At 71.3% G+C, this 20,871-nt stretch carries 16 protein-coding genes; 5 read left to right on the top strand and 11 right to left on the bottom strand.

The genetic code is table 11. From position 1 onward, the window contains the following. Positions 1-226: 226 nt before the first annotated feature. Together ABZ823_RS16060 and ABZ823_RS16055 are read left to right on the top strand one after the other, a co-directional pair. Positions 227-469 (top strand): DUF6480 family protein, encoded by a 243-nt coding sequence (locus ABZ823_RS16060; protein ID WP_361659596.1) that lies wholly within the window; start codon positions 227-229, stop codon positions 467-469. A gap of 271 nt (positions 470-740) precedes the next feature. Continuing rightward, positions 741-1,439 (top strand): hypothetical protein, encoded by a 699-nt coding sequence (locus tag ABZ823_RS16055; protein ID WP_361659594.1) that lies wholly within the window; start codon positions 741-743, stop codon positions 1,437-1,439. 25 nt (positions 1,440-1,464) lie between these two features. Here the strand turns inward: ABZ823_RS16055 and ABZ823_RS16050 are convergent, their stop codons facing one another. The 9 genes from ABZ823_RS16050 to ABZ823_RS16010 form a co-directional block, all read right to left on the bottom strand. Next, entirely contained in the window at positions 1,465-2,994 is a 1,530-nt protein-coding gene (locus ABZ823_RS16050) for an NCS1 family nucleobase:cation symporter-1 (RefSeq protein ID WP_361659591.1), read from the bottom strand. 169 nt (positions 2,995-3,163) lie between these two features. Further along, positions 3,164-4,186 carry a TIGR03842 family LLM class F420-dependent oxidoreductase gene (locus tag ABZ823_RS16045; RefSeq protein WP_361659588.1) on the bottom strand — a complete coding sequence of 341 codons (1,023 nt, stop codon included), beginning with the start codon at positions 4,184-4,186 and terminating at the stop codon, positions 3,164-3,166. An 11-nt stretch (positions 4,187-4,197) separates the two neighbouring features. Next, positions 4,198-5,601 (bottom strand): dihydropyrimidinase, encoded by a 1,404-nt coding sequence (hydA, locus tag ABZ823_RS16040; RefSeq protein ID WP_361659585.1) that lies wholly within the window; start codon positions 5,599-5,601, stop codon positions 4,198-4,200. Positions 5,602-5,716: 115 nt separating this feature from the next. Further along, positions 5,717-6,559: a nitrilase-related carbon-nitrogen hydrolase gene (locus tag ABZ823_RS16035; protein ID WP_361659581.1), complete on the bottom strand. Its 843-nt coding sequence runs from the start codon at positions 6,557-6,559 to the stop codon at positions 5,717-5,719. Positions 6,560-6,707: 148 nt separating this feature from the next. After that, positions 6,708-8,267, bottom strand: coding sequence for a PucR family transcriptional regulator (locus ABZ823_RS16030; protein WP_361659578.1), 1,560 nt, complete (start codon positions 8,265-8,267; stop codon positions 6,708-6,710). Between the two features lie 74 nt (positions 8,268-8,341). Beyond that, the gene (locus tag ABZ823_RS16025; protein ID WP_361659575.1) at positions 8,342-9,625 is read right to left on the bottom strand and encodes an aspartate aminotransferase family protein; all 1,284 of its coding nucleotides are present in this window, start codon (positions 9,623-9,625) and stop codon (positions 8,342-8,344) included. Then, the gene (locus tag ABZ823_RS16020; RefSeq protein ID WP_361659572.1) at positions 9,622-10,464 is read right to left on the bottom strand and encodes a nitrilase-related carbon-nitrogen hydrolase; all 843 of its coding nucleotides are present in this window, start codon (positions 10,462-10,464) and stop codon (positions 9,622-9,624) included. Before ABZ823_RS16020 ends, ABZ823_RS16025 begins: the two co-directional genes overlap by 4 nt. 200 nt (positions 10,465-10,664) lie before the next feature. Continuing rightward, the gene (locus ABZ823_RS16015; protein WP_361659569.1) at positions 10,665-12,257 is read right to left on the bottom strand and encodes a hypothetical protein; all 1,593 of its coding nucleotides are present in this window, start codon (positions 12,255-12,257) and stop codon (positions 10,665-10,667) included. Between the two features lie 124 nt (positions 12,258-12,381). Beyond that, positions 12,382-12,633, bottom strand: coding sequence for a helix-turn-helix transcriptional regulator (locus ABZ823_RS16010; protein ID WP_361659566.1), 252 nt, complete (start codon positions 12,631-12,633; stop codon positions 12,382-12,384). A gap of 485 nt (positions 12,634-13,118) precedes the next feature. On the opposite strand from ABZ823_RS16010, the gene ABZ823_RS16005 reads away from it, so the two are divergent. Then, complete coding sequence (locus ABZ823_RS16005) at positions 13,119-15,821, top strand: ATP-dependent Clp protease ATP-binding subunit (protein WP_361659850.1); 2,703 nt, start codon at positions 13,119-13,121, stop codon at positions 15,819-15,821. A gap of 11 nt (positions 15,822-15,832) precedes the next feature. On the opposite strand, the gene ggt is transcribed toward ABZ823_RS16005, so the two are convergent. Then, positions 15,833-17,629: a gamma-glutamyltransferase gene (ggt, locus tag ABZ823_RS16000; protein ID WP_361659563.1), complete on the bottom strand. Its 1,797-nt coding sequence runs from the start codon at positions 17,627-17,629 to the stop codon at positions 15,833-15,835. A gap of 104 nt (positions 17,630-17,733) precedes the next feature. On the opposite strand from ggt, the gene ABZ823_RS15995 reads away from it, so the two are divergent. Together ABZ823_RS15995 and ABZ823_RS15990 are read left to right on the top strand one after the other, a co-directional pair. Continuing rightward, positions 17,734-18,489, top strand: a complete 756-nt coding sequence (locus tag ABZ823_RS15995; RefSeq protein ID WP_361659561.1) for a hypothetical protein — start codon at positions 17,734-17,736, stop codon at positions 18,487-18,489. Positions 18,490-18,603: 114 nt separating this feature from the next. Then, complete coding sequence (locus ABZ823_RS15990) at positions 18,604-20,172, top strand: alpha/beta fold hydrolase (RefSeq protein WP_361659558.1); 1,569 nt, start codon at positions 18,604-18,606, stop codon at positions 20,170-20,172. Positions 20,173-20,405: 233 nt separating this feature from the next. On the opposite strand, the gene ABZ823_RS15985 is transcribed toward ABZ823_RS15990, so the two are convergent. Next, complete coding sequence (locus ABZ823_RS15985) at positions 20,406-20,846, bottom strand: DUF6278 family protein (RefSeq protein ID WP_361659555.1); 441 nt, start codon at positions 20,844-20,846, stop codon at positions 20,406-20,408. Positions 20,847-20,871: the final 25 nt, after the last annotated feature.

Genomic DNA, 20,871 nt, shown 5'->3' with positions numbered 1-20,871 from the left:
ACCCTGGCGCGCGGCGCGGCCCCGCACCGTCGGATTCCACTCGCCGGCCGCGGGCCGGGACCGTGCGGTCCGCTCAGGTGTCCGGAGGAGTCGTGTAAGACCTGCCGCCTGACCCTTTTGCCCCGCTGACCCTTTTGCCCCGCACTGCCCGAGTGAGTGACCATGGTGGGGGTACTCGGCGTGCGCAAGGAGCACACCGATCGACCGGGAGAGCGAGGCGGACGGCATGCGGGACAGGCGGTACGGCGGCTCCGAACCCGGGCCGGCACAGACGCCCGGCGTGGAGCCGGGCGGGGTACCGCCGGGCGAGACACCGCCCGGCGAGGGCAGCACCTCGGGTGCCACCCCGAACGTGGTCTACGACCGGACGCGCGGCTGGGCCAAGGGCCCGCTGATCGCGATCATGTTTCTGACGGTGCTGGTGGCCGGGTTCTTTCTGGCGTACGCGTTGGCACTGATCTTCCAATAGTCCGACGCGCGCGTCCGATGCGCGGCGCGCGGAACCGTGGAGGACGGCCGGTCCGGCCGTCCTCCCCCGCGCCCGGGATCGACGCGGAGGCGAGAACATATCGGGCACACCGTGGCGAGCGGAGAGAAACTCACACACCGTCAACCCGGAGCGCTGTCACCGGACGAGCACGGAGCGAGTTCGCCCTTCCGCCTCACAGGGAGTCATGTGAGACTGGCGTCCCGTCCGCAGTGCGGACTCGCTCCGCACCGTCCCCCACGAGAAGTGCGCCGTGCTTTCGCTGCCTCTGCCGCTCGCCCTTACCGCACGTCTGCTTCCGGTCGCCGTGCTCGCCTCGGCGGGCTGGGCCCTGTCGTCCGGGCCGCTCGCCGCGGCCCCGGCCACCGGCAGCAAGCCGGTGGAGGGAAGCCAGAAGACCCAGGACGCACAGAACGGCGCCTCCGGGTCCGCGTCCCCCGCGGCACCGGCGGCCACGGCCAAGGCGTACGCCAACGCGCCCGCGCCGTGTGCCGCCCTGCCCAAGACGACGATCACGTCGCTCGTCCCCGGCGCCAAGACCGCCGGCAAGGAGATCCCGTCGACGGACTCCTCCATCCGGCGCACCTGCTCCTGGAACGCGCTCAAGGGCTTCGACTACCGATGGCTCGATGTGACCTTCGAGGTGATGGAGTCGGAGGCGGCGGCGCAGAAGACCTACACAAAGCGCACCGCGGAGAAGAGCGGCGGAGGCACGGTTCCCGGTCTGGGCGACGCCGGCTACTCGGTGGTGAACCTGAGCACGGAGGACAAGCAGCAGACCCGTGAGGGTGTGGTGCTGATCCGCTCGTCCAACGCGCTGGTCTCCGTCACGTACAACGGCAGCGACTTCGAGACGAAGAAGGCGCCCGGGACCGACGAGATCAACAAGGGTGCCATCAAGGCGGCCCGGGACGCGGTGACCGCGCTGGAGGGCGGCCGGAAGCAGAGCTGACCGTCCTCCGCGCGCGGTCGGGCCGTCAGTCGGCCGCCCCCTCGCGGCGCCGGGCCGGCATCAGCGCCAGGTACACCACCATGGCGGCGCCGAGGCCCACCGCCCAGCCGTAGTCGGCGAGGGGCGCCAGGGCCGGAATCGGGCGGCCGTCGATCAGCGGATGGAAGTCCGCGCCGCCGATCGCCAGCACCCCGCCGACCGCGAAGGCCAGGACGGCCCGCCAGTTCCAGCCCCTCTCGTACCAGTACCGGCCCCCGCCCGAGCGGTAGAGGTCGGCGAGGTCGAGACGGGCGCGGCGCAGGATCCAGTAGTCGGCGATGAGGATGCCGGCCACCGTGCCCAGCAGACCGCCGACGAGGCCGAGCCAGGTGAAGATGTAGCCCTGCGGGTCGGAGTAGAGCTTCCACGGGAAGATCAGCACACCGAGCACACAGGTGATGAGGGCGCCGGCGCGGAAACTGATCTTCCGGGGTGCGATGTTGGAGAAGTCGAAGGCCGGCGAGACCAGGTTGGCCGCGATGTTCACGGACAGCGTCGCCACCAGCACCGTCACCAGCGCGTAGAGCAGACCGACCACATTGTCCGTCTTGGCGGCCAGCTGCACCGGGTCCCAGACCGGCTTTCCGTACACCGCCTGCGAGCCGGAGGTGACCAGCACCGACAGGAACGCGAACAGGGTCATCGTGGTCGGCAGGCCCAGGGCCTGGCCCCAGGTCTGGGCCTTCTGGCTCCTGCCGTACCGGGTGAAGTCCGGGATGTTCAGCGACAGCGTGGACCAGAAGCCGATCATGCCCATGAGGGAGGGCCAGAACAGCTTCCAGAAGGCGCCGCCCCAGCCGAGCCTGGAGGGCTGGTCGAAGAGCGGGCCGAGGCCGCCGGCCTTGCTGCTCATCCACCACAGCATCACGAACGCGCCGACGAGGACGAAGGGCGCCGCCCAGTTCTCGAAGCGGCGGATGGTCTCCATGCCCCGGTAGATGATGGCGACCTGGATCGCCCAGAAGATCGCGAAGGACAGCCACATCGTCCAGGCGTGGCCGCCCACCTCGGACGCGTTCACCCAGCTGTCGCCGATGAGCTTCCCGGCGAGGAAGTAGATCGCCTCGCCGCCGATCCAGGTCTGGATGCCGAACCAGCCGCACGCCACCAACGCCCGTACGACGGCGGGCAGATTGGCTCCGCGCACACCGAAGGAGGACCGGGCGAAGACCGGGAAGGGGATGCCGTACTTGGGTCCCGCGTGCCCGGTGAGCAGCATCGGCACCAGCACGATCACATTGGCCAGGGCGATGGTGAACACCGCCTGCCGCCAGTCCATGCCCACGGCGATCAGGCCGGAGGCCAGGGTCCAGGAGGCCGTGTTGTGGGCCATGCCCACCCACAGCGCGGAAAAGTTGTACGTGGTCCAGGTGCGCTTGTCGACGGGGACCGGCAGCAGGTCCTCGTTGGCGTAGGGACCGCTCGGCGGCGGGGACCCCTGGGGGAACTCCACGCGGCCGTCGGGACGGGTGACTTGGGGGGACATCGGTATGGCCGAAGGAGCGGTGTCGGTCATGGGCAGGCCCATCGTGAGGTGAGGTGGGAAACGCCGTGCGGGTGGCGCCGATGGGGGGTGCGCTCCCGAGGACTGAGCCGCAGGGAGCGCCCTGGCCCCCTTCCCGGGGGAGCGGGAAGGGGACGAGCGGAGGCGGGGGGGATCCGGCGTCCCCCGCTGGACCGGGAGGCTAGCCGTTGACCGCCGGGATGACCTGGGACCCGTAGGCGTCGATGACGGCTTCCTGCGCGTCGTGCATGTCGTAGACGGCGAACTGGTCGACGCCGAGATCACGCAGCGCGGTGAGCTTCTCGATGTGCTTCTCGACCGGGCCGATGAGGCAGAACCGGTCGACGATCTCGTCGGGCACGAACTGGGTGTCCGGGTTGCCGCTGCGCCCGTGGTGCGCGTAGTCGTAGCCCTTCCGGGCCTTGATGTAGTCGGTGAGTGCGTCGGGTACGGCGGCCGAGTGCTCGCCGTACCTGGCGACGAGGTCGGCGACGTGGTTTCCGACCATGCCGCCGAACCAGCGGCACTGCTCCCGCGCGTGGGCGAGCGCCTCGGGCGAGTCGTCCTCCGTGACGTACGCGGGTGCGGCCACGCAGATCGTGACCTCGGCAGGGTCGCGTCCGGCGGCCTGTGCGGCCTCCTTGACGGCCTTGACCATGTACTCGGTGAGATAGAGGTCGGCCAGCTGGAGGATGAAGCCGTCGGCCTCCTCACCGGTCATCTTCAGCGCCTTGGGGCCGTACGCGGCCATCCACACCGGGAGTTCGGCGCCGGGCTTGATCCACGGAAACCTGACGACCGTGCCGCCGCCGAGGTCGGCCTCCTCGCCGCGGCCCAGCGCCCGGATCACCTTCATGGCCTCGCTGATCCGGGCAAGGGTGTTGGGCTTGCGGCCGGCGACGCGCATCGCGGAGTCGCCGCGCCCGATGCCGCAGACGGTGCGGTTGCCGAACATGTCGTTGAGGGTGGCGAACGTGGAGGCCGTGACCTCCCAGGCGCGGGTGCCCGGGTTCGTCACCATCGGCCCGACCGTCAGCTTCCGGGTGTTCGCCAGGATCTGGCTGTAGATCACGAACGGTTCCTGCCAGAGCACGGCCGAGTCGAAGGTCCAGCCGTAGCGGAAGCCGTTGCGTTCGGCTCTCTTCATCAGGCTGACGACCCGCGAGGCCGGCGGGTCGGTCTGGAGGACGAGTCCGAAGTCCATGAGCGCCACTCCTAGTTGAGGTACTGACAGGTGGATCGGGGGGTGTAGACGCCATGTCCCGCGTGTCCGGTGAACTCCCGTTCGGTGATGACGGGTTCGCCGCGCGAGAGGACGGTCTCGACGCGGCCGGTCGTGCGCTTGCCCTCGTAGGCCGAGTAGTCGACGTTCATGTGATGCGTCTCGGCGGACATGACCTGCTCGGCGTGCGGGTCGTAGATGACGATGTCGGCGTCCGCGCCCGGGGCGATGGTGCCCTTCTGCGGGTAGAGGCCGAACATCCGGGCCGGGGTGGCGCAGGCGATCTCGATCCAGCGGCGGCGGGAGATGTGCCCGTCGACGACGGCCTGGTGCAGCAGGTCCATACGGTTCTCCACGCCCGGCAGACCGTTGGGGATCTTGGAGAAGTCGCCCCGGCCCAGCTCCTTCTGTCCCACGAAGCAAAAGGGACAGTGGTCGGTGGAGACCACCTGGAGGTCGTTGGTGCGCAGGCCCCTCCACAGGGCCGCCTGGTGCTCCTTGGGCCGCAGGGGCGTCGAGCACACGTACTTGGCGCCCTCGAAGTCCGGCTCGGCGAGGTTGTCGGTGGACAGGAACAGGTACTGGGGGCAGGTCTCGCCGAAGACGTTCAGCCCCTCGTCGCGCGCCCTGGCCAGCTCGGCGACCGCCTCCTGAGCCGAGACGTGCACGACGTACAGGGGCGCGCCCGCGACCTGGGCGAGCTTGATGGCGCGGTGGGTGGCCTCGGCCTCCAGAAGCGCCTTGCGGACCTCGCCGTGGTAGCGGGGATCGGTCTCACCGCGGGCCAGCGCCTGCTCGACCAGTACGTCGATCGCGATGCCGTTCTCGGCGTGCATCATGATCAGTCCGCCGTTCTCGGCGGAGCGTTGCATGGCCCGCAGGATCTGGCCGTCGTCGCTGTAGAAGACCCCCGGGTAGGCCATGAACTGCTTGAAGGAGGTCACGCCCTCCTCCACCAGCAGGTCCATCTCCTTCAGCGTCTCCTGGTTGACGTCGGAGACGATCATGTGGAAGCCGTAGTCGATGGCGCAGCGGCCCTCGGCCTTGGCGTGCCAGGCGTCCAGGCCCTCCCGCAGGGTGTGGCCGACGCTCTGCACCGCGAAGTCGACGATCGTCGTCGTGCCGCCCCAGGCGGCGGCCCGGGTGCCGGTCTCGAAGGTGTCGGAGGCGAAGGTGCCGCCGAACGGCAGCTCCATGTGGGTGTGGGCGTCGACGCCGCCCGGGATCACATACCTGCCGGTGGCGTCGATGGTCCGTTCGGCCGTGAAGGCCTCGGCGGCCGGGGTACCGGACGCGGCGAGGGCGGCGACGCGGCCGTCCTCGATCAGGACGTCGGCGTGGATCTCGTCGGACGCGGTGACGACGAGGCCACCGCGGATGACGGTACGGCTGCTCATGCTGCCTCTGCTCCCTTACCTGGCGTGGTCAACACTGGTGTCGTGGCTGCCGTGCGAGGCGGCCGGTGCCGCCGGCCCGGTCTCCGCCCGGCCGGGCCGGCGGATGCCCGGCCGGTCAGGGAGCGGTCAGCGGCCCGTAGGCGCCCGGCGCCCGGTCCCGGTAGAACTGCCAGCGGTCGCGCACCTCCCGCAGCTTCGCCAGGTCCAGGTCGCGCACGACCAGCTCGGTCTCCTTGTCGCTCGCCACCTCGCCGACGAACTGCGCCTCCGGGTCCACGAAGTAGGAGGTCCCGTAGAAGTCGTTGTCGCCCAGTTCCTCGACGCCCACCCGGTTGATCGCGCCCACGAAGTACTCGTTGGCGACGGCCGCGGCCGGCTGCTCCAGCTGCCACAGATAGCCGGACAGCCCCCGGGAGGTGGCCGACGGGTTGAACACGATCTCCGCGCCCGCGAGACCAAGGGCCCGCCAGCCCTCCGGGAAGTGGCGGTCGTAGCAGATGTAGACGCCGATCCGTCCGGCCTTGGTGTCGAAGACGGGCCAGCCGGAGTTGCCCGGGCGGAAGTAGAACTTCTCCCAGAAGCCCTTCACCTGCGGGATGTGGGTCTTGCGGTACTTGCCGAGGTACGAGCCGTCCGCGTCGATCACGGCGGCGGTGTTGTAGAGCACGCCGGGCTGCTCCTCCTCGTACATGGGCAGGACCAGCACGATGCCCAGCTCCTTCGCCAGCGCCTGGAAGCGCTTGACGACGGGGCCGTCCGGGATCCGCTCGGCGTACTCGTAGAAGGCCGGGTCCTGGACCTGGCAGAAGTACGGCCCGTAGAACAGCTCCTGGAAGCACAGGACCTCGGCGCCCTGCGCGGCCGCGTCGCGGGCCGCCTGCTCGTGCACCTGGATCATCGATTCCTTGTCGCCGGTCCAGGCGGTCTGGAAGACGGCGGCACGGATCACTCTGCTCATCGGGACCTCCGGTCGCTCGGTGTGCGGCGAGCCTAGGAAGCCGGGCGGTCAGGTTTGAGTTGCACCGTGTCACGTCTGTGGGCGCACCGCGTTCCACGGTGTCACCCCGGCCCGTTCGCGATGGTTTCCCGCGTGTTCCCATGGCATCTCACCCCTGTTGGGCGTCGTGCGCGAGAAGCGCGATGTGCACGGAGGCGGCCTGTTCGAAGTCGTCCAGGTCGACCCCGAGACGGGCCTCGATGGCCTCCAGACGGCGGTAGAGGGCGGGCCTGCTGACGTGGTGCAGCTGGGCGGTGCGGGACTTGTTGCGGCCGGTGGCCAGATAGGTCCGCAGCACGGGCAGCAGCTCCTGTTCGGCGTCGCGTCCGCACAGCAGCCCGTCCAGCTCCCGTTCGGCGAAGGACTGCACATGCGGGTCGTCGCGCAACAGCCGGATGAGGCCCCGCAGATGGATGTCTCTGAGCCGCACGACGGCCGGCAGGTCCCGGGCGGCGGAGTGGGCGGCGACGGCGTCGGCCACGTGCCGGGCCTCGCGCAGTCCGGCGGGCACGTCCTCCCAGGCGGTGCGCGCGTCGGCCGTCGCGACGACCGCCCCGGGCGTGCCGGACTCGGTGCGCAGCCGGGCGGCGAAGTGCCCGGTCAGCGCCTCGGCGTCCTGGTCCCGGGCGAGGCTGAGCAGGACGGCGGTCGCGCCGTCGGCGAGTTCCGCGACGAGTCCGGGCAGCCCCAGCAGACGCAGGACGCGGTCGAGTCCGGCAGGTTCGCCGTCGCGTACGACGAGGGGGACGAAGGAACGGCGGTTGACGGGCAGCCCGGCCGCCCGGGCCCGCGGCAGCAGCTGGCGGGCCGGGACGACCCCGGAGACGAGGTCGGTCAGCAGGCTCTGCGCGGACTGCTCCTCCCAGGAGTGCGCCGAGCCGCCGAGCATGCGATGCAGCACGAGGGCCTCGGCGGCGCGCTCGGCGAGCAGGCGCCCGATGGGACTGTCGCCACGGTAGCCGCACAGCACGATCCTGCCCCAGCGTTCGCCGCGCCCGCCGAGTTCGGCGCGGACCCAGCCGTCACCCTCGCTGCCGCCCGCCTGCCGGGCGATGCGCTCCCAGTCGCGCAGCACGTCGTCGACCGCGGGCCGCTCCCCCGCTGTGGCGAGCACCCGGTGGGCGAGGTTGGTGAGGATCACGGGACAGCCGGCGTGCACGGCGATCTCGTCGAGCAGCCGCTGGAGCGGGGCGCCCGCGGTGATGAGTCCCGTCAGGGCCGTACGGACCGCCTCCGACAGGCTGACGGCGGCGAACTTGCGCCGCACGAGCCGGGACTGGACCTCCTCGGTCAGCTCGGCGAAGGGGAAGGGCCTGTGCAGGACCACCAGGGGCAGTCCGCAGCGCTCGGCGGCCCGGCGCATCACCTCCGGGGGCGTGGGGAAGGCGCGGCCGAGTCCGAGGACGACGGCCGCGGCCTCCGCGCGGTGCAGGGACCGGATGTACTCGGCCTGCTTCTCCACGTCCTCGGCGAGCAGCACCCCGGTGGTGAGGACCATCTCGCCGCCGCTGAGCATCACTCCCACGTCCGGTGCCTCGGCGACGTGCACCCAGCGCACCGGCCGGTCGAGGTGGCCGGCGCCGGCCACCACCTCGGGCTCTCCGGCGAGCACCCGGTCCAGGGTGAGGACCTGGCGTACCGACAGGGTGGGTTCCAGGGCGCTGGTCATGGCGAGGTTCCCTTGCTCAGGTCATCGGCTTGTCGACGAAGACACCTCATGACGACGCTGTCGAGGGGACGGGGTCACCGGACGCCCCTGAGGGCGTGCTCGAGGATCGCGGCGCCTTCCTCGGCCTCCGCGGCGGTGAGCGTGAGCGGCGGGGCGATGCGCAGGACGCTGGTGTTGTGCCCGCCGCCCTTGCCGATCAGCAGCCCGCCCTCGCGCGCGGCCTCCAGCACGGCGGCCGCCGCGTCCGGGTCGGCCTCGTCCGTGCCGGGCCTGACCAGCTCGACACCGATCATCAGGCCGCGTCCACGCACCTCCCGGACGACGGGGAGCTGGTCGGCGACGGCCCGCAGCCGGTCGATGAGCAGTCCGCCGACCCGCCGGGCGTTGCCCTGGAGGTCGTGCTCCAGCAGGTAGGTGAGGTTGGCCAGCCCCGCGGCCATGGTGATCTGGGTGCCGCCGAACGTCGAAATGGAGTTTGCGTCCAGGCAGTTCATGATGTCCGCGCGGGCGACCACTCCGCCGATGGACATCCCGTTGCCGATGCCCTTGGCGAAGGTGAGCAGATCCGGCGGGCCGCTGCGTCCGTGGGCCTGCCAGCCCCAGAAGTGGTCGCCGGTGCGGCCCCAGCCGGTCTGCACCTCGTCCGCGATCCACAGGACGCCGTGCTCCTTGAGCACCTCGCGGAAGGCGGCGTACAGCCCGTCCGGCGGCGAGGTGAAGCCGCCGACGCCCTGGATGGGCTCGGCGATCAGCGCCGCGGGCGGCCGGATGTGGCCGAGCAGGTCCTTCAGGTCCTCGACGCAGGCCGCGATGAAGTCGGCGTCGCTCAGATGGGCGAACGGACCGCGGGTGCGGACGCCTCCGTGGACGTACAGGGTCCCGAGCGGTGACAGCGAGGTGGGGGACCAGCCTCGGTTGCCGGTGACACCGACCGAGCTGAAGGAGCGGCCGTGGTAGCTGTTGCGCATCGCCAGGACCTGGTTGCTGCGCCGGTACGTGGTCGCGAGCAGCATCGCGGTGTCATTGGCCTCGGTGCCGGACGTGGTGAAGAAGACCCGGGCGTCGGGGATGCCGCTCAACTGGGCGATGCGCTCGGCCAGTTCGACCATCGGACGGTTGAGGTAGAGGGTGGAGGTGTGGATGATCCGCGCGGCCTGCTCGCTCACCGCCTTGGTGACCTCGGGCAGGGCGTGGGCGGTCATCGTGGTGAGGATCCCGCCGAAGAAGTCCAGGTACTTCCTGCCGTCGGCGTCCCAGACGTGGCGGCCCTCGCCGTGGGTGATCTCCAGGGGGTCCTTGTAGTACAGCGCGAGCCACTCGGGCAGGACGGCCCGGTGGCGGGCGTACAGGTCGCTCACGGCTTCACCAGTCCTTCGTACGCGTCGGGGCGGCGGTCGCGGTAGAACGCCCACTGCTGCCGCACTTCTTCGATGAGGTCGAAGTCGAGGTCCCGGACGACGAGCTCCTCCTCCTTGTCGCTGGCGGTCTCCCCCACGAACTGCCCGCGGGGGTCGACGAAGTAGCTCGTGCCGTAGAAGTCGTTGTCGCCGTACTCCTCGCGGCCCACGCGGTTGATCGCGGCGACGAAGTACTCGTTGGCCACGGCGGCGGCGGGCTGCTCCAGCTGCCAGAGGTAGGCCGACAAGCCGCGCGAGGTGGCGGAGGGGTTGTAGACCAACTGGGCGCCGTTGAGGCCCAGTTGTCGCCAGCCCTCCGGGAAGTGGCGGTCGTAGCAGATGTACACGCCGACCTTGCCGACGGCGGTGTCGAAGACGGGCCAGCCGAGGTTGCCCGGCTTGAAGTAGTACTTCTCCCAGAAGCCGTCGACCTGGGGGATGTGGTGCTTGCGGTACTTGCCGAGGTAGGTGCCGTCGGCGTCGATCACGGCGGCGGTGTTGAAGTAGAGGCCGGACTGCTCGATCTCGAAGACGGGGACGACGATCACCATGCCGGTCTCGCGGGCCAGCTCCCGCATCCGGGTGACCGTGGGGCCCTCGGGCACCGGCTCGGCCCAGCGGTAGTGCTCGGGCTCCTGGACCTGGCAGAAGTAGGGGGCGTTGAAGACTTCCTGGAAGCCGATGACCTTCGCGCCCTGCCGGGCCGCCTCGCGGGCGTGCGCCACATGCTTGTCGATCATGGATTCGGTGTCGCCGGTCCAGGTCGCCTGGACCAGTGCGGCGCGTACGACGTGGGCCATGATGCCGCTCCTTTGCCTCAAGTCCCGGTGAGGACGTCAGCGAGCCTCTACGCCCGTAGAAACAGGCGGTAGAGGCTCGAACGTAAGCCTCCGGGAAGGCCTTGCCAAGACCATCGTCGTCAACCCGCTGAGTCGATCACGTTTCGCACCCCTGCGGGTGCACCCCTGCGGGTTAAGCGGTCGGATTGCCGACGGGCCGCTCAGACGGTGAATCCGGCGACCCTCAGGGCGTGGACCAGGTCCCAGTGCCGCTCGTCGGAGACCCCCCGGGCCACCTCGAGAAGCAGCGGCAGCAGCCTCCCGGGGTCCACCGCGACACTACGGGCCGCCTCTTCGGGCGTACGGACGCGCACATACGCGTCGAGGAGGGCGCGGACCTCGCGGTGCCGGCCGTCGGCGTTCAGGCCCAGCACCGCCTCGCCGATCTCGCTCGCCGGCCGTACGACACCCTGGCGCAGCATCTGCTCCCCGTCCGCTGTGCGGCCCGCGGCGGTGAGCGCGTCCGCGGCGGCGACGAGGCGGTCGGCGGGCAGTGAGGCGGCCTCCCACAGGAGGGTGGTCCAGTCGGCGCCGAGGCCCGCACGGTGCAGCTCGGCGGCGAGCAGGGGGTAGCGGGCGGCGGGCCAGTGGGCGGCTTCGACGAGCAGGGCGTGGGCCTCGCCGCTGCGACCCTCGGCGCGCAGCCGGGTGAGCGCGGCGACGGTGTCCGCGGTGATCCACCGGTCCTCCTGGTCGAGGGGCTCTTCCGCGCGCTCCTCGGGCGGCGCCTCGGACCCGGTGTCCGCGGCTCCGGCGAATCGCGCGCCGCGTGGGCCCTCGCGGCCGGGGCCGGGCGCGGCGACGGGTACGGCGCCCATGGGCACCTCCTGGACGTCCATCACCCCGGCGAAACGGGCACTGCCCCGGGGACGGCGCTTGGGGCGCTGCTCGGCGGAGCGCGTGGGGGCGGGGTCCTGCGGGGCGGTCCGGGGCTGGGGGGCGGCCAGGGGATTCGGTGCGGCTGTGGCCTGCGGCGCGGCTGGGTCGTGCAGCGCGTCAGGGGTGTGCCGGTCGAGTGAGGCGTGGGGCTGGTCTGGGCCGTGCAGCGCGTCGGGGGCGTGCGGCGCGTCGGGGGCGTGCCGGTCGAGTGAGGCGTGGGGCGTGGCGGGCCCGGCGGAGGTACGGGCTCCCGGCGGTGCCACCCTGCCCGGGTCGGCCGTGCCGCCGGGACGATCCTCACGTCCCGGGCGACGTGCAGCCGCAGGGGTGGCGAAAGCCCGCGCACCCCGCATGGGAGGTCGCCGTGCACGGTGGTCGAGGGCCGCCATGCGGCGGCGGAGCTCCGCGCAGCGGGCGGTGGCGCGTGCATGGTCGTCCTGGGCCCAGTCCAGGTCGAGACGGAGCGACTCGGCCTCCTCCCGGGTCGCGGCCGACTCCAGCCGGCGGCCCAGCTCGACCTGGCGGTCGGCCGCGTAGCGCTGTTCGCGGAGCATCACATCGAGCCGGTCGCCGAGGGCGTCCCGGCCGCCCGGCCGGGCGTCGTACGCGGCGACCGAGGCACCGTGCAGAGCCCGCGCCCGCTCGGCCTCCCGTGCGGCGCTCGTGGGCCCGTGGGCCGCGGCGAGGTCCTGGAGCAGCGCCTCCACGACATCCCAGGGAGGCACCTCCCGGCCGTCGAGGCAGGCCAGCATGCCGTCGGGATCGCGCTGCCAGAACACCCCGCACCAGCCGCCGTCCCGCTCGAGCCGCGCCAGCAGCCCGTTCAGGTAGCCCGCGAACTCCCTGACCTGCTCCGGGAGTTGATCAACAGCCATCGCCCAGCTCCCGCCCGACGGAAGTACTCCGGCCGGTAGAAAACACCAGGCGTGTTACGGGGCGGCTACGGTGAGTTTTCAGACCGGACGCAGGTCGCTCTCCTGGCCCGGGAGGACGTCCGGCTCATACCGAGACCGGCGCGCACCGTCCCAGTAGTTCGTCCAGGGACAGTCCGAGCGCCCGCGCCAGCGCCGCGACCGTGAAGAACGCAGGAGTCGGCGCACGTCCGGTCTCGATCTTGCGGAGGGTCTCGGCGGAGATTCCGGCGCCCGCGGCCACGTCCGCCATACTGCGATCGCCGCGGGCCTCACGCAGCAACCGCCCGAGCCGTTCGCCTCGTTCGCGCTCTTCGGGCGTCAGCGGGGTGCGCACCATGGCCCCGACTCTAATACCGGAACGCCCGCGCACCACCGGTATGGCAATGGCTCGACCACCGGTATAGTAATTGGGCCGCCGACGACTCCCGCGCCGCCCCCGCGGAACACACGGTGGCGATCACCGACTCGGGCCCCCGGGTACTGACAGCGCTCTGCGCGGCCCCCAGACCGGGGCGCGGACCAGGGCGCGTGCGCCGGAGCGCGCGGCTGAGGCGCGTACGCCGGAAGGAGCGAGGACCCCAGGCGCGTACGCCGACACGGCCGCATTACCGAGGCGCGGACGGGGTGAGGTGCGCGGAGCTGCGGCGCGGACGAGGTGAGCGCACGTTTCTGGACATGCCTCCGGAGGGCGTTCGTGCCATCGTGGGTCTACGAGCGCCACGCGCTCCACAGGTGTAACCGGGCCCCGCCCGGGCACCCGGCACCGGCACGTCGATCAACGAGCGTGTCCCGGGCCCCGCCGGGACGCCGGAACGGATGGCCATGACCAGCGGCTTCGATGGTCCGCAGGGCTACGGCTCGGACCCCTTCCAAGAGTTCTTCCGACGCATCTTCGGCGGCGGGCAGCGCCCCGGTCCGCGCCAGATCGACCTGGGCCGGCTGCTGAGCGAGCCCGCCCGGCAACTGGTCGCCGGCGCCGCGCGGTACGCCGTCGAGCACGGTGCCCGCGACCTCGACACCCAGCATCTGCTGCGCGCCGCGCTCGCCGCGGAACCGACCAGAAGTCTGCTCAGCCGGGCCGGCGCGGACCCGGACTCGCTCGCGACGGAGATCGACCAGCGCTCAGGACCGGTCCAGCACGCCGGCGAGGACGCCCCGCCGCCCACCTCGCTCTCGCTGACCCCCGCCGTCAAGCGAGCCCTGCTGGATGCTCACGAACTGGCGCGGGCGAGCGGCGCCGGCTACATCGGGCCCGAGCACGTGCTCACCGCCCTGGCGGCGAACCCCGACTCCGCCGCCGGGCACATCCTGCACTCGGCGCACTTCGCACCGCCCTCCGTGCCTCCCGAGACGGCCGACGCCGCTCCCCCGCGACCGGAACGACCGCGCCCCCCCTCGACCCCGACCCTGGACAAGTACGGCCGCGATCTGACCGACCTCGCGCGGCAGGGCCGTATCGACCCGGTGATCGGTCGGGAGGAGGAGATCGAGCAGACCATCGAGGTGCTCTCCCGCCGCGGCAAGAACAACCCGGTGCTCATCGGCGACGCGGGCGTCGGCAAGACCGCCATCGTCGAGGGCCTCGCCCAGCGCATCACCGACGGGGACGTGCCCGACGTCCTGCTCGGCCGCCGGGTCTTCGCCCTGGACCTGGCCGGCGTCGTCGCAGGCACCCGCTACCGCGGCGACTTCGAGGAGCGGCTCACCACCATCGTGGGGGAGATCCGCGCGCACTCCGGGGAACTGATCGTCTTCATCGACGAGCTGCACACCGTCGTCGGAGCGGGCGGCGGCGGCACGGAGGGCGGGTCCATGGACGCGGGCAACATCCTCAAGCCCGCCCTGGCCCGCGGCGAGCTGCACATCGTGGGCGCCACCACGCTGGAGGAGTACCGCCGGATCGAGAAGGACGCGGCGCTGGCCCGCCGCTTCCAGCCGATCCTGGTGCCCGAGCCGAGCGTCCCGGACGCGATCGAGATACTGCGCGGGCTGCGCGACCGCTACGAGGCCCACCACCAGGTCCGCTACACGGACGAGGCGCTGGTGGCCGCCGTGGAGCTGTCCGACCGCTATCTCACCGACCGTCATCTCCCCGACAAGGCGATCGACCTGATCGACCAGGCCGGCGCCCGGGTGCGGCTGCGTGCCCGGACCAAGGGCACGGACGTACGGGCCCTGGAGCGCGAGGTGGAGCAGCTCACCCGGGACAAGGACCAGGCGGTGTCCGACGAGCAGTACGAGCAGGCCACCCGGTTGCGCGACCGCATCACCGAGCTGAAGGAACGGATCGGCGAGACCTCCGGGGAGACCCAGGCGGACGAGGGGCAGCTGGAGGTCACCGCCGAGGCCATCGCGGAGGTCGTCTCCCGGCAGACCGGCATCCCCGTCAGCCGGCTCACCGAGGAGGAGAAGCAACGGCTGCTCGCCCTGGAGGAGCATCTGCACAAGCGGGTCATCGGGCAGGACGAGGCGGTCACCGCCGTCGCCGACGCGGTGCTGCGCTCACGCGCCGGGCTGTCCAGTCCCGACCGGCCGATCGGCAGCTTCCTCTTCCTCGGACCGACCGGCGTCGGCAAGACCGAGCTGGCCCGCGCGCTCGCGAAGTCCCTGTTCGGCAGCGAGGAGCGCATGGTCCGCCTCGACATGAGCGAGTACCAGGAGCGCCATACCGTCAGCCGCCTGGTGGGCGCCCCGCCCGGATACGTGGGCCACGAGGAAGCCGGCCAGCTCACCGAGGTCGTACGGCGGCATCCGTACTCGCTGCTGCTGCTCGACGAGGTGGAGAAGGCGCACCCGGACGTCTTCAACATCCTGCTCCAGGTCCTCGACGACGGCCGGCTCACCGACGCCCAGGGCCGGACCGTGGACTTCACCAACACGGTCATCGTGATGACGAGCAACCTCGGCTCCGAGGCGATCACCCGGCGCGGCGCCGGCATCGGGTTCGGGCCGGGAGGCGCCGAGGCTGACGAGGAGGCGCGCAGGGAGCAGATCCTGCGCCCGCTGCGGGAACACTTCCGGCCGGAGTTCCTCAACCGCATCGACGAGATCGTCGTGTTCCGGCAGCTGACGTCGGATCAACTGCGGCGCATCACCGACCTGATGCTCGACAAGACACGGCGCCGGCTCCACGCACAGGACATCGACGTCACATTCACCGACGCGGCCGTCGACTGGCTGGCGCAGCGCGGCTTCCAGCCGGAGTACGGTGCCCGCCCGCTGCGCCGTACCATCCAGCGGGAGGTCGACAACCAGCTGTCCCGGCTGCTGCTGGACGGCCGGATCGAGCGGGGCGCCCGGGTCGTGGTGGAGGTCGAGGACGGGCAGTTGGCCTTCCGGGCCGAGCCGCCCGCCGCGAGGCGGGCGGAGGCGGGCGCCGCTCCCCCGGAGGGGGGCGGGGACGCCCCCGCCACGTCGCCCTCAGGGGCCGCTCCCCCCGTCTCGCGCGAGGACGCCGCAGGCCCCACCGTGCAGGGTGGGGAGACGGCCCGCCCGGAAGGGAACGGGACCGCCCGCCCCGAGTGACCGTGTGGGCGTTACGGCTCCGGGTTCACCACCATCGCGGATCCGCCGCCGCGCCGCACCTTCTCCGCTGCGGCCAGCCACCTGCCGTCGGGCAGCCGCTGCACGCCCGTGGCCGCGCCGATCTCCGGGTTCTGCTTGAAGGAGTGCCCGATCGCCTCCAGCCGGGCCTTCAGGGCGCTGTCGTAGAGGGCTGGTTCGAGTTCGGTCTGGGCCGCGTTGCGCTGGCTGGCGCGCGGTGCGGCGATCGCGTCCACGAGCGGCCGGTGGCGGTCGAGGAACTCGGTCAGGGTCTGGAGCACGGTGGTGATGATGGTCGCGCCGCCGGGTGAACCGAGGGCGACGACCGGTCGGCCCTGCCGGTCGAGCACGATCGTCGGCGAGATGGAGGAGCGCGGCCGCTTGCCCGGGCCGGGCAGGTTCGGGTCGTGGACGGCCGGGTTGGCGGGGGCGAAGGAGAAGTCCGTCAGCTCGTTGTTGAGGAGGAAGCCGCGGCCCGGGACGGTGATGCCGCTGCCGCCGGTCTGCTCGATGGTGAGCGTGTAGGAGACGACGTTGCCCCACTTGTCGGCGACGGTGAGATGCGTGGTGTTCTCGCCCTCGTACGTCGTCGGGGCCGCGGTTCCCCCGGTGGCGCAGGCCGCCGGGTGGCGCGGGTCGCCCGGGGCGAGTGGACTGGTCAGCACCGCGTCGTCCTTGATCAGGCAGGCGCGGGAGTCGGCGTACCCCTGGGAGAGCAGGTCCTTCGTCGGCACGTTCTCGAAGGCGGGGTCGCCGACCCAGCGTCCGCGGTCGGCGAAGGCGATACGGCTCGCCTCGATGAAGTGGTGCAGATACTGGACTTCGCTCGCCTTGGAGAGGTCGCTCCTCTCCAGGATGTTGAGCGCCTCGCCGACCGTGGTGCCGCCGGAGGAGGACGGCGCGATCGAGTAGACGTCGAGCCCGCGGTAGGAGGTCTTGGTGGGCGCCTGGAGTTTGGCCCGGTAGGCCGCGAGGTCCTTGTCGGACAGCTTGCCGGGGCGGGCGTTCCAGCCCGAGGCCGGGTCCACCGGGGGCTTCTCGGCGGTGGCGACGATGTCGTCGCCCAGGTCACCGCGGTAGATCGCGCCGATGCCCTTCCTGCCCAGTTCGGCGTAAGTGCGGGCGAGGTCTGGGTTCTTGAACGTGGAGCCGACGACGGGGAGCGCGCCGCCCGGCAGGAACAGCTTGGCGGTGTCCGGGAAGTAACGAAAACGGGTCTCGTTGGACGCGGTCTGCGAGCGGAACGTGTCGTCGACGGTGAAGCCGTCGCGCGCTATTCGTTCGGCCGGCTTCAGGACGGTGCCGAGCCGCCTGGTGCCCCACTCGTCCAGCGCCTTCTGCCAGGTGGCGGGGGTGCCCGGGGTGCCCACGCTCAGGCCGCTGCTGACCGCGTCGGCGAAGGGCAGCGTCTTGCCGTTCTCCATGAAGAGGCCCTCGTCCGCGGCGAGCGGGGCGGTCTCGCGGCCGTCGATGGTGTGCACCGTGCGGGACTTGGCGTTGTAGTAGACGAAGTAGCCGCCTCCGCCGATGCCCGCGGAATAGGGCTCGGTGACGCCCAGCGCGGCGGCCGTGGCGACGGCCGCGTCCACCGCGTTGCCGCCCTTTCTCAGGACCTCGATCCCGGCGGCGGAGGCGTCCGCGTCGACGCTCGCCACGGCCCCGCCGTATCCCACGGCCACGGGGACCTTCCCGGGTGCCGGGGTGGACGACGGCGGTGCCGCCGCTCCCACCGACACCACGGCCGCCGAGACCGCCAGCACCGCCAGTTTCCGTCGGACAGGACGTTGCATCCGTACCTCCAGTCGACTTCCTTCCACGCAGCGTAACCGCATTGCCATGATCCCGTCAGTCCCATCGAACACCGGTCCGCAGCGGCCCGCTACCATGCCCGGCCATGAACGACGACGTGCGCAACATCGTCCTCGGGGTGATCGCGGCGGGTGTCAGCGCCGCGCTTGGCTGGCTCGCCCGGACGTATCTGTGGAAGCGCAAACTGCGCCGCAAGCAGGCCTTCTTCGGGCTGCCCGACAACTCCGAGTCGCTGCTGGTGGTCAATCGGGAGGCGGGCGGCGCCGAGTTGACGGTGACGCGCCATGATGTGTTCGCGTTGCTGGAGCTGTCCGCGCTCGTCAAGGACTGCGGCGCGCACGCCCAGGTCGTCGCGCACGACGCCGCCCGGCAGGGTTTCGGCGAGCGCACGGAGTTCTGCGTCGGCGGCCCGGCGTCCAATCGCCGGATGGCCGCCCATCTCCAGTCGCTCCTGCCGGGCATCCAGGTGAACACGGACGCGGAACCCGGCCCGGAGCGCGGCGCGTTCGACATCGGGGGCGAGCGCTACCTGCTGGAGTCCGGCCGGTCCGAGTATGTGATCCTCGCCCGCCTCACGGCGGACCTGGGGCGCGGCGCACGGCCCGTGTTTCTCTTCTGCGGTCAGCGTGCGATCACCAACCAGGCGGCGACCCGCTATCTCGCGCGCCACCACGAGCGCCTGGCCCGCAAGTACGGCACCGGCTCGTTCGTCCTGCTGCTGAAGGTCGTCAACTCTCAGGCGTACGGGCCGGACGTGGTGGAGCTGGTGCGAGACGTCAGCCGGGCGGTGCAGGCTCCCGCGCCGGAGGGGTCCTCGCGCAACTCCGCGCGTGTTCCATAGGTTTACTTAAGCGTCAACAATCGTTACTGGCACGTAACTTACCGACGGGTTACCTCTGGTATGGACGCGAGGTTACCGTCTGGTCACTTTGCACTGACACGTGAGGAGTGACCCGTGGGAAACCACCGCAAGGCTCTGCGTACGACCGCCGTGGGTGCCGTCTCGGCGACGCTGATCGCCGGCAGCGCCTTCGGACTCGCCCCGAACGCCCAGGCGGCATCGAACGGCATCCGCTTCGTCGACATCACGGGGGACGGCGGGACGGTGCTCAAGGGAAACGTCGTCACACCCGCGAACGCCGACGGCTCGCGCCGCTATCCGCTCGTGGTGCTCCCGACGAGCTGGGGCCTGCCGCAGGTCGAGTACCTCGCCCAGGCCCAACGGCTCGCCGACTCCGGCTATGTCGTGGTCACTTACAACGTACGGGGTTTCTGGCAGTCCGGCGGCGAGATAGAAGTGGCGGGGCCGCCCGACATAGCCGACGCCTCCAAGGTCATCGACTGGGCTCTCGCCAACACCCCGTCCGACGCCCGGCACATCGGCATGGCGGGCGTCTCCTACGGTGCCGGCATCAGCCTGCTCGCGGCGGCGCACGACAAGCGCATCAAGGCGGTGGCCTCACTGAGCGGCTGGGCGGATCTGATCGACTCGATCTACTCGGGACGCACCCAGCACGTCCAGGCGGCCGCCCTGCTGGACGGCGCGGCGACGCTCACCGGCCGCGAAGCCCCCGAGACCCGGCAGGTGTTCGACGACTTCTACGCCGGCAACCTGGCCAAGGAGCAGGACCTCATCGCCTGGGGGAGGAAGCGGTCCGCCGAGACCTACCTCGACCAGCTCAACAGGAACGGCGCGGCGATCATGATGGCCAACGCCTGGGGCGACACGGTCTTCCCGGCCAACTCCTACGCCGACTTCTACGAAAGTCTCACGGGCCCGAAGAGACTGGAGCTGCGCCCGGGCGACCACGCCACGCCCGAGATCACCGGGCTGTTCGGGCTGCCGAACGACGTGTGGACCGACACCGTGCGATGGTTGGACCACTACCTCAAGGGCGAGGACAACGGGATCGACCGGGAGCAGCCGGTGCAGCTCAAGTCCCGTTCGGGGGGCGGCTACGAGGGCTATCCGGACTGGAAGTCGATGGCCGCGACCAGCAGGAAGATCAGCCTCGCCGGGACCACCACGATCCACGCGAACGTCGATTCGGGGGCGGACGGCGGGATCGTCCTTCTCTCCAGCGTCCTCGACCAGTTGGTGCGGGTGCCGCCGCTCGCCTCCATCCCGCTGCTGCCGCGCCGATGGGCCGCCGTGTGGCAGTCGGAGAAGTACGGGGCCGCCCAGCACATCCGCGGCACGGTCAAGCTGCACACCACCGTCACCGGCACCAAGGAGAGCGGCACCCTCGTCGCGTATCTCTACGACGTGGGCCCGCTCGGCCTCGGCAGACTGGTCAGCAACGCGCCGTACACCTGGTACGGGCTGACGCCCGGCAGACCGTTCGGCGTCGACCTGGAGCTGTTCTCCACGGCCTACGACGTCCCGGCCGGGCACCGGCTCGCGCTGGTCGTCGACACGGTCGACCCGCTCTACGTGGAGCACAACCCGTCCGGCGCGCAGCTGACCTTCTCCTCCCCCGCGGAGGACCCGTCCTACGTGTCCATTCCGCTGCGCGAGCAGTGATCTTCGACTGCCACCGGCCGGGCACACCCCGGTGAGCTGGTGCTTCCCTCCCCCTACGGTCCCCGGGGCCGTGGGGGGTGCCCCACGGCCCCGGGGACCGCGGGGACGAACGGCCCATCGTAGTCGAGGTTCCGGGCGCCCGGACCTCCGGGCGCCCAAGGGGTTTCGTTCGGATCAGCCCGGGTCCGCGGCGACGCCCGGCGCCTGATCCCAACTGATCCGAACAAATCCCCCTAGACCTCCGCCGCCTCGGCGTAGACCTGCGTCAGCTCGGGGGCGCCCGTGGACGCCCAGGTGTGGCCTGCGTCGACCACGTCGATCTCGCGCCCGGAGGCCAGCCGTACCACGGGGTGGCCGCTCGGCCAGACCGCCCAGCTCGCGCCCGGAACCGTGCGCACTATCACCGTGCCCAGGTACAGGCCCGCGTCGTTGCCGAGCCAGGGCAGGATCTCGTCGTCGTCCCGCCAGCGCGGCACGACCTGGTCGAGCGCCTCCAACGACGCCGCCGAGTCGTCCAGTTCGACGCCCGCCTGCTCGGCCTGGGAACGCAGCAGCTCGCACTCGGAAAGGAGTTCGGCGACGCTGCTCGGGTCGGCGTCACCGTCGGAGAACACCGCGACACCGCGGGCGGGGCCACGTTTCTTGCGCCAGTTGCCCAGGAAAGGGATGTTCATACGCCCAGCGTGTCACCAGCGCCAC

The organism is Streptomyces sp. NPDC047079, assembly GCF_040643755.1.
Taxonomy (GTDB): domain Bacteria; phylum Actinomycetota; class Actinomycetes; order Streptomycetales; family Streptomycetaceae; genus Streptomyces.
The sequence above is the reverse complement of the archived record's forward strand: the minus strand, read 5'-3'. Positions and strand labels throughout refer to the sequence as shown.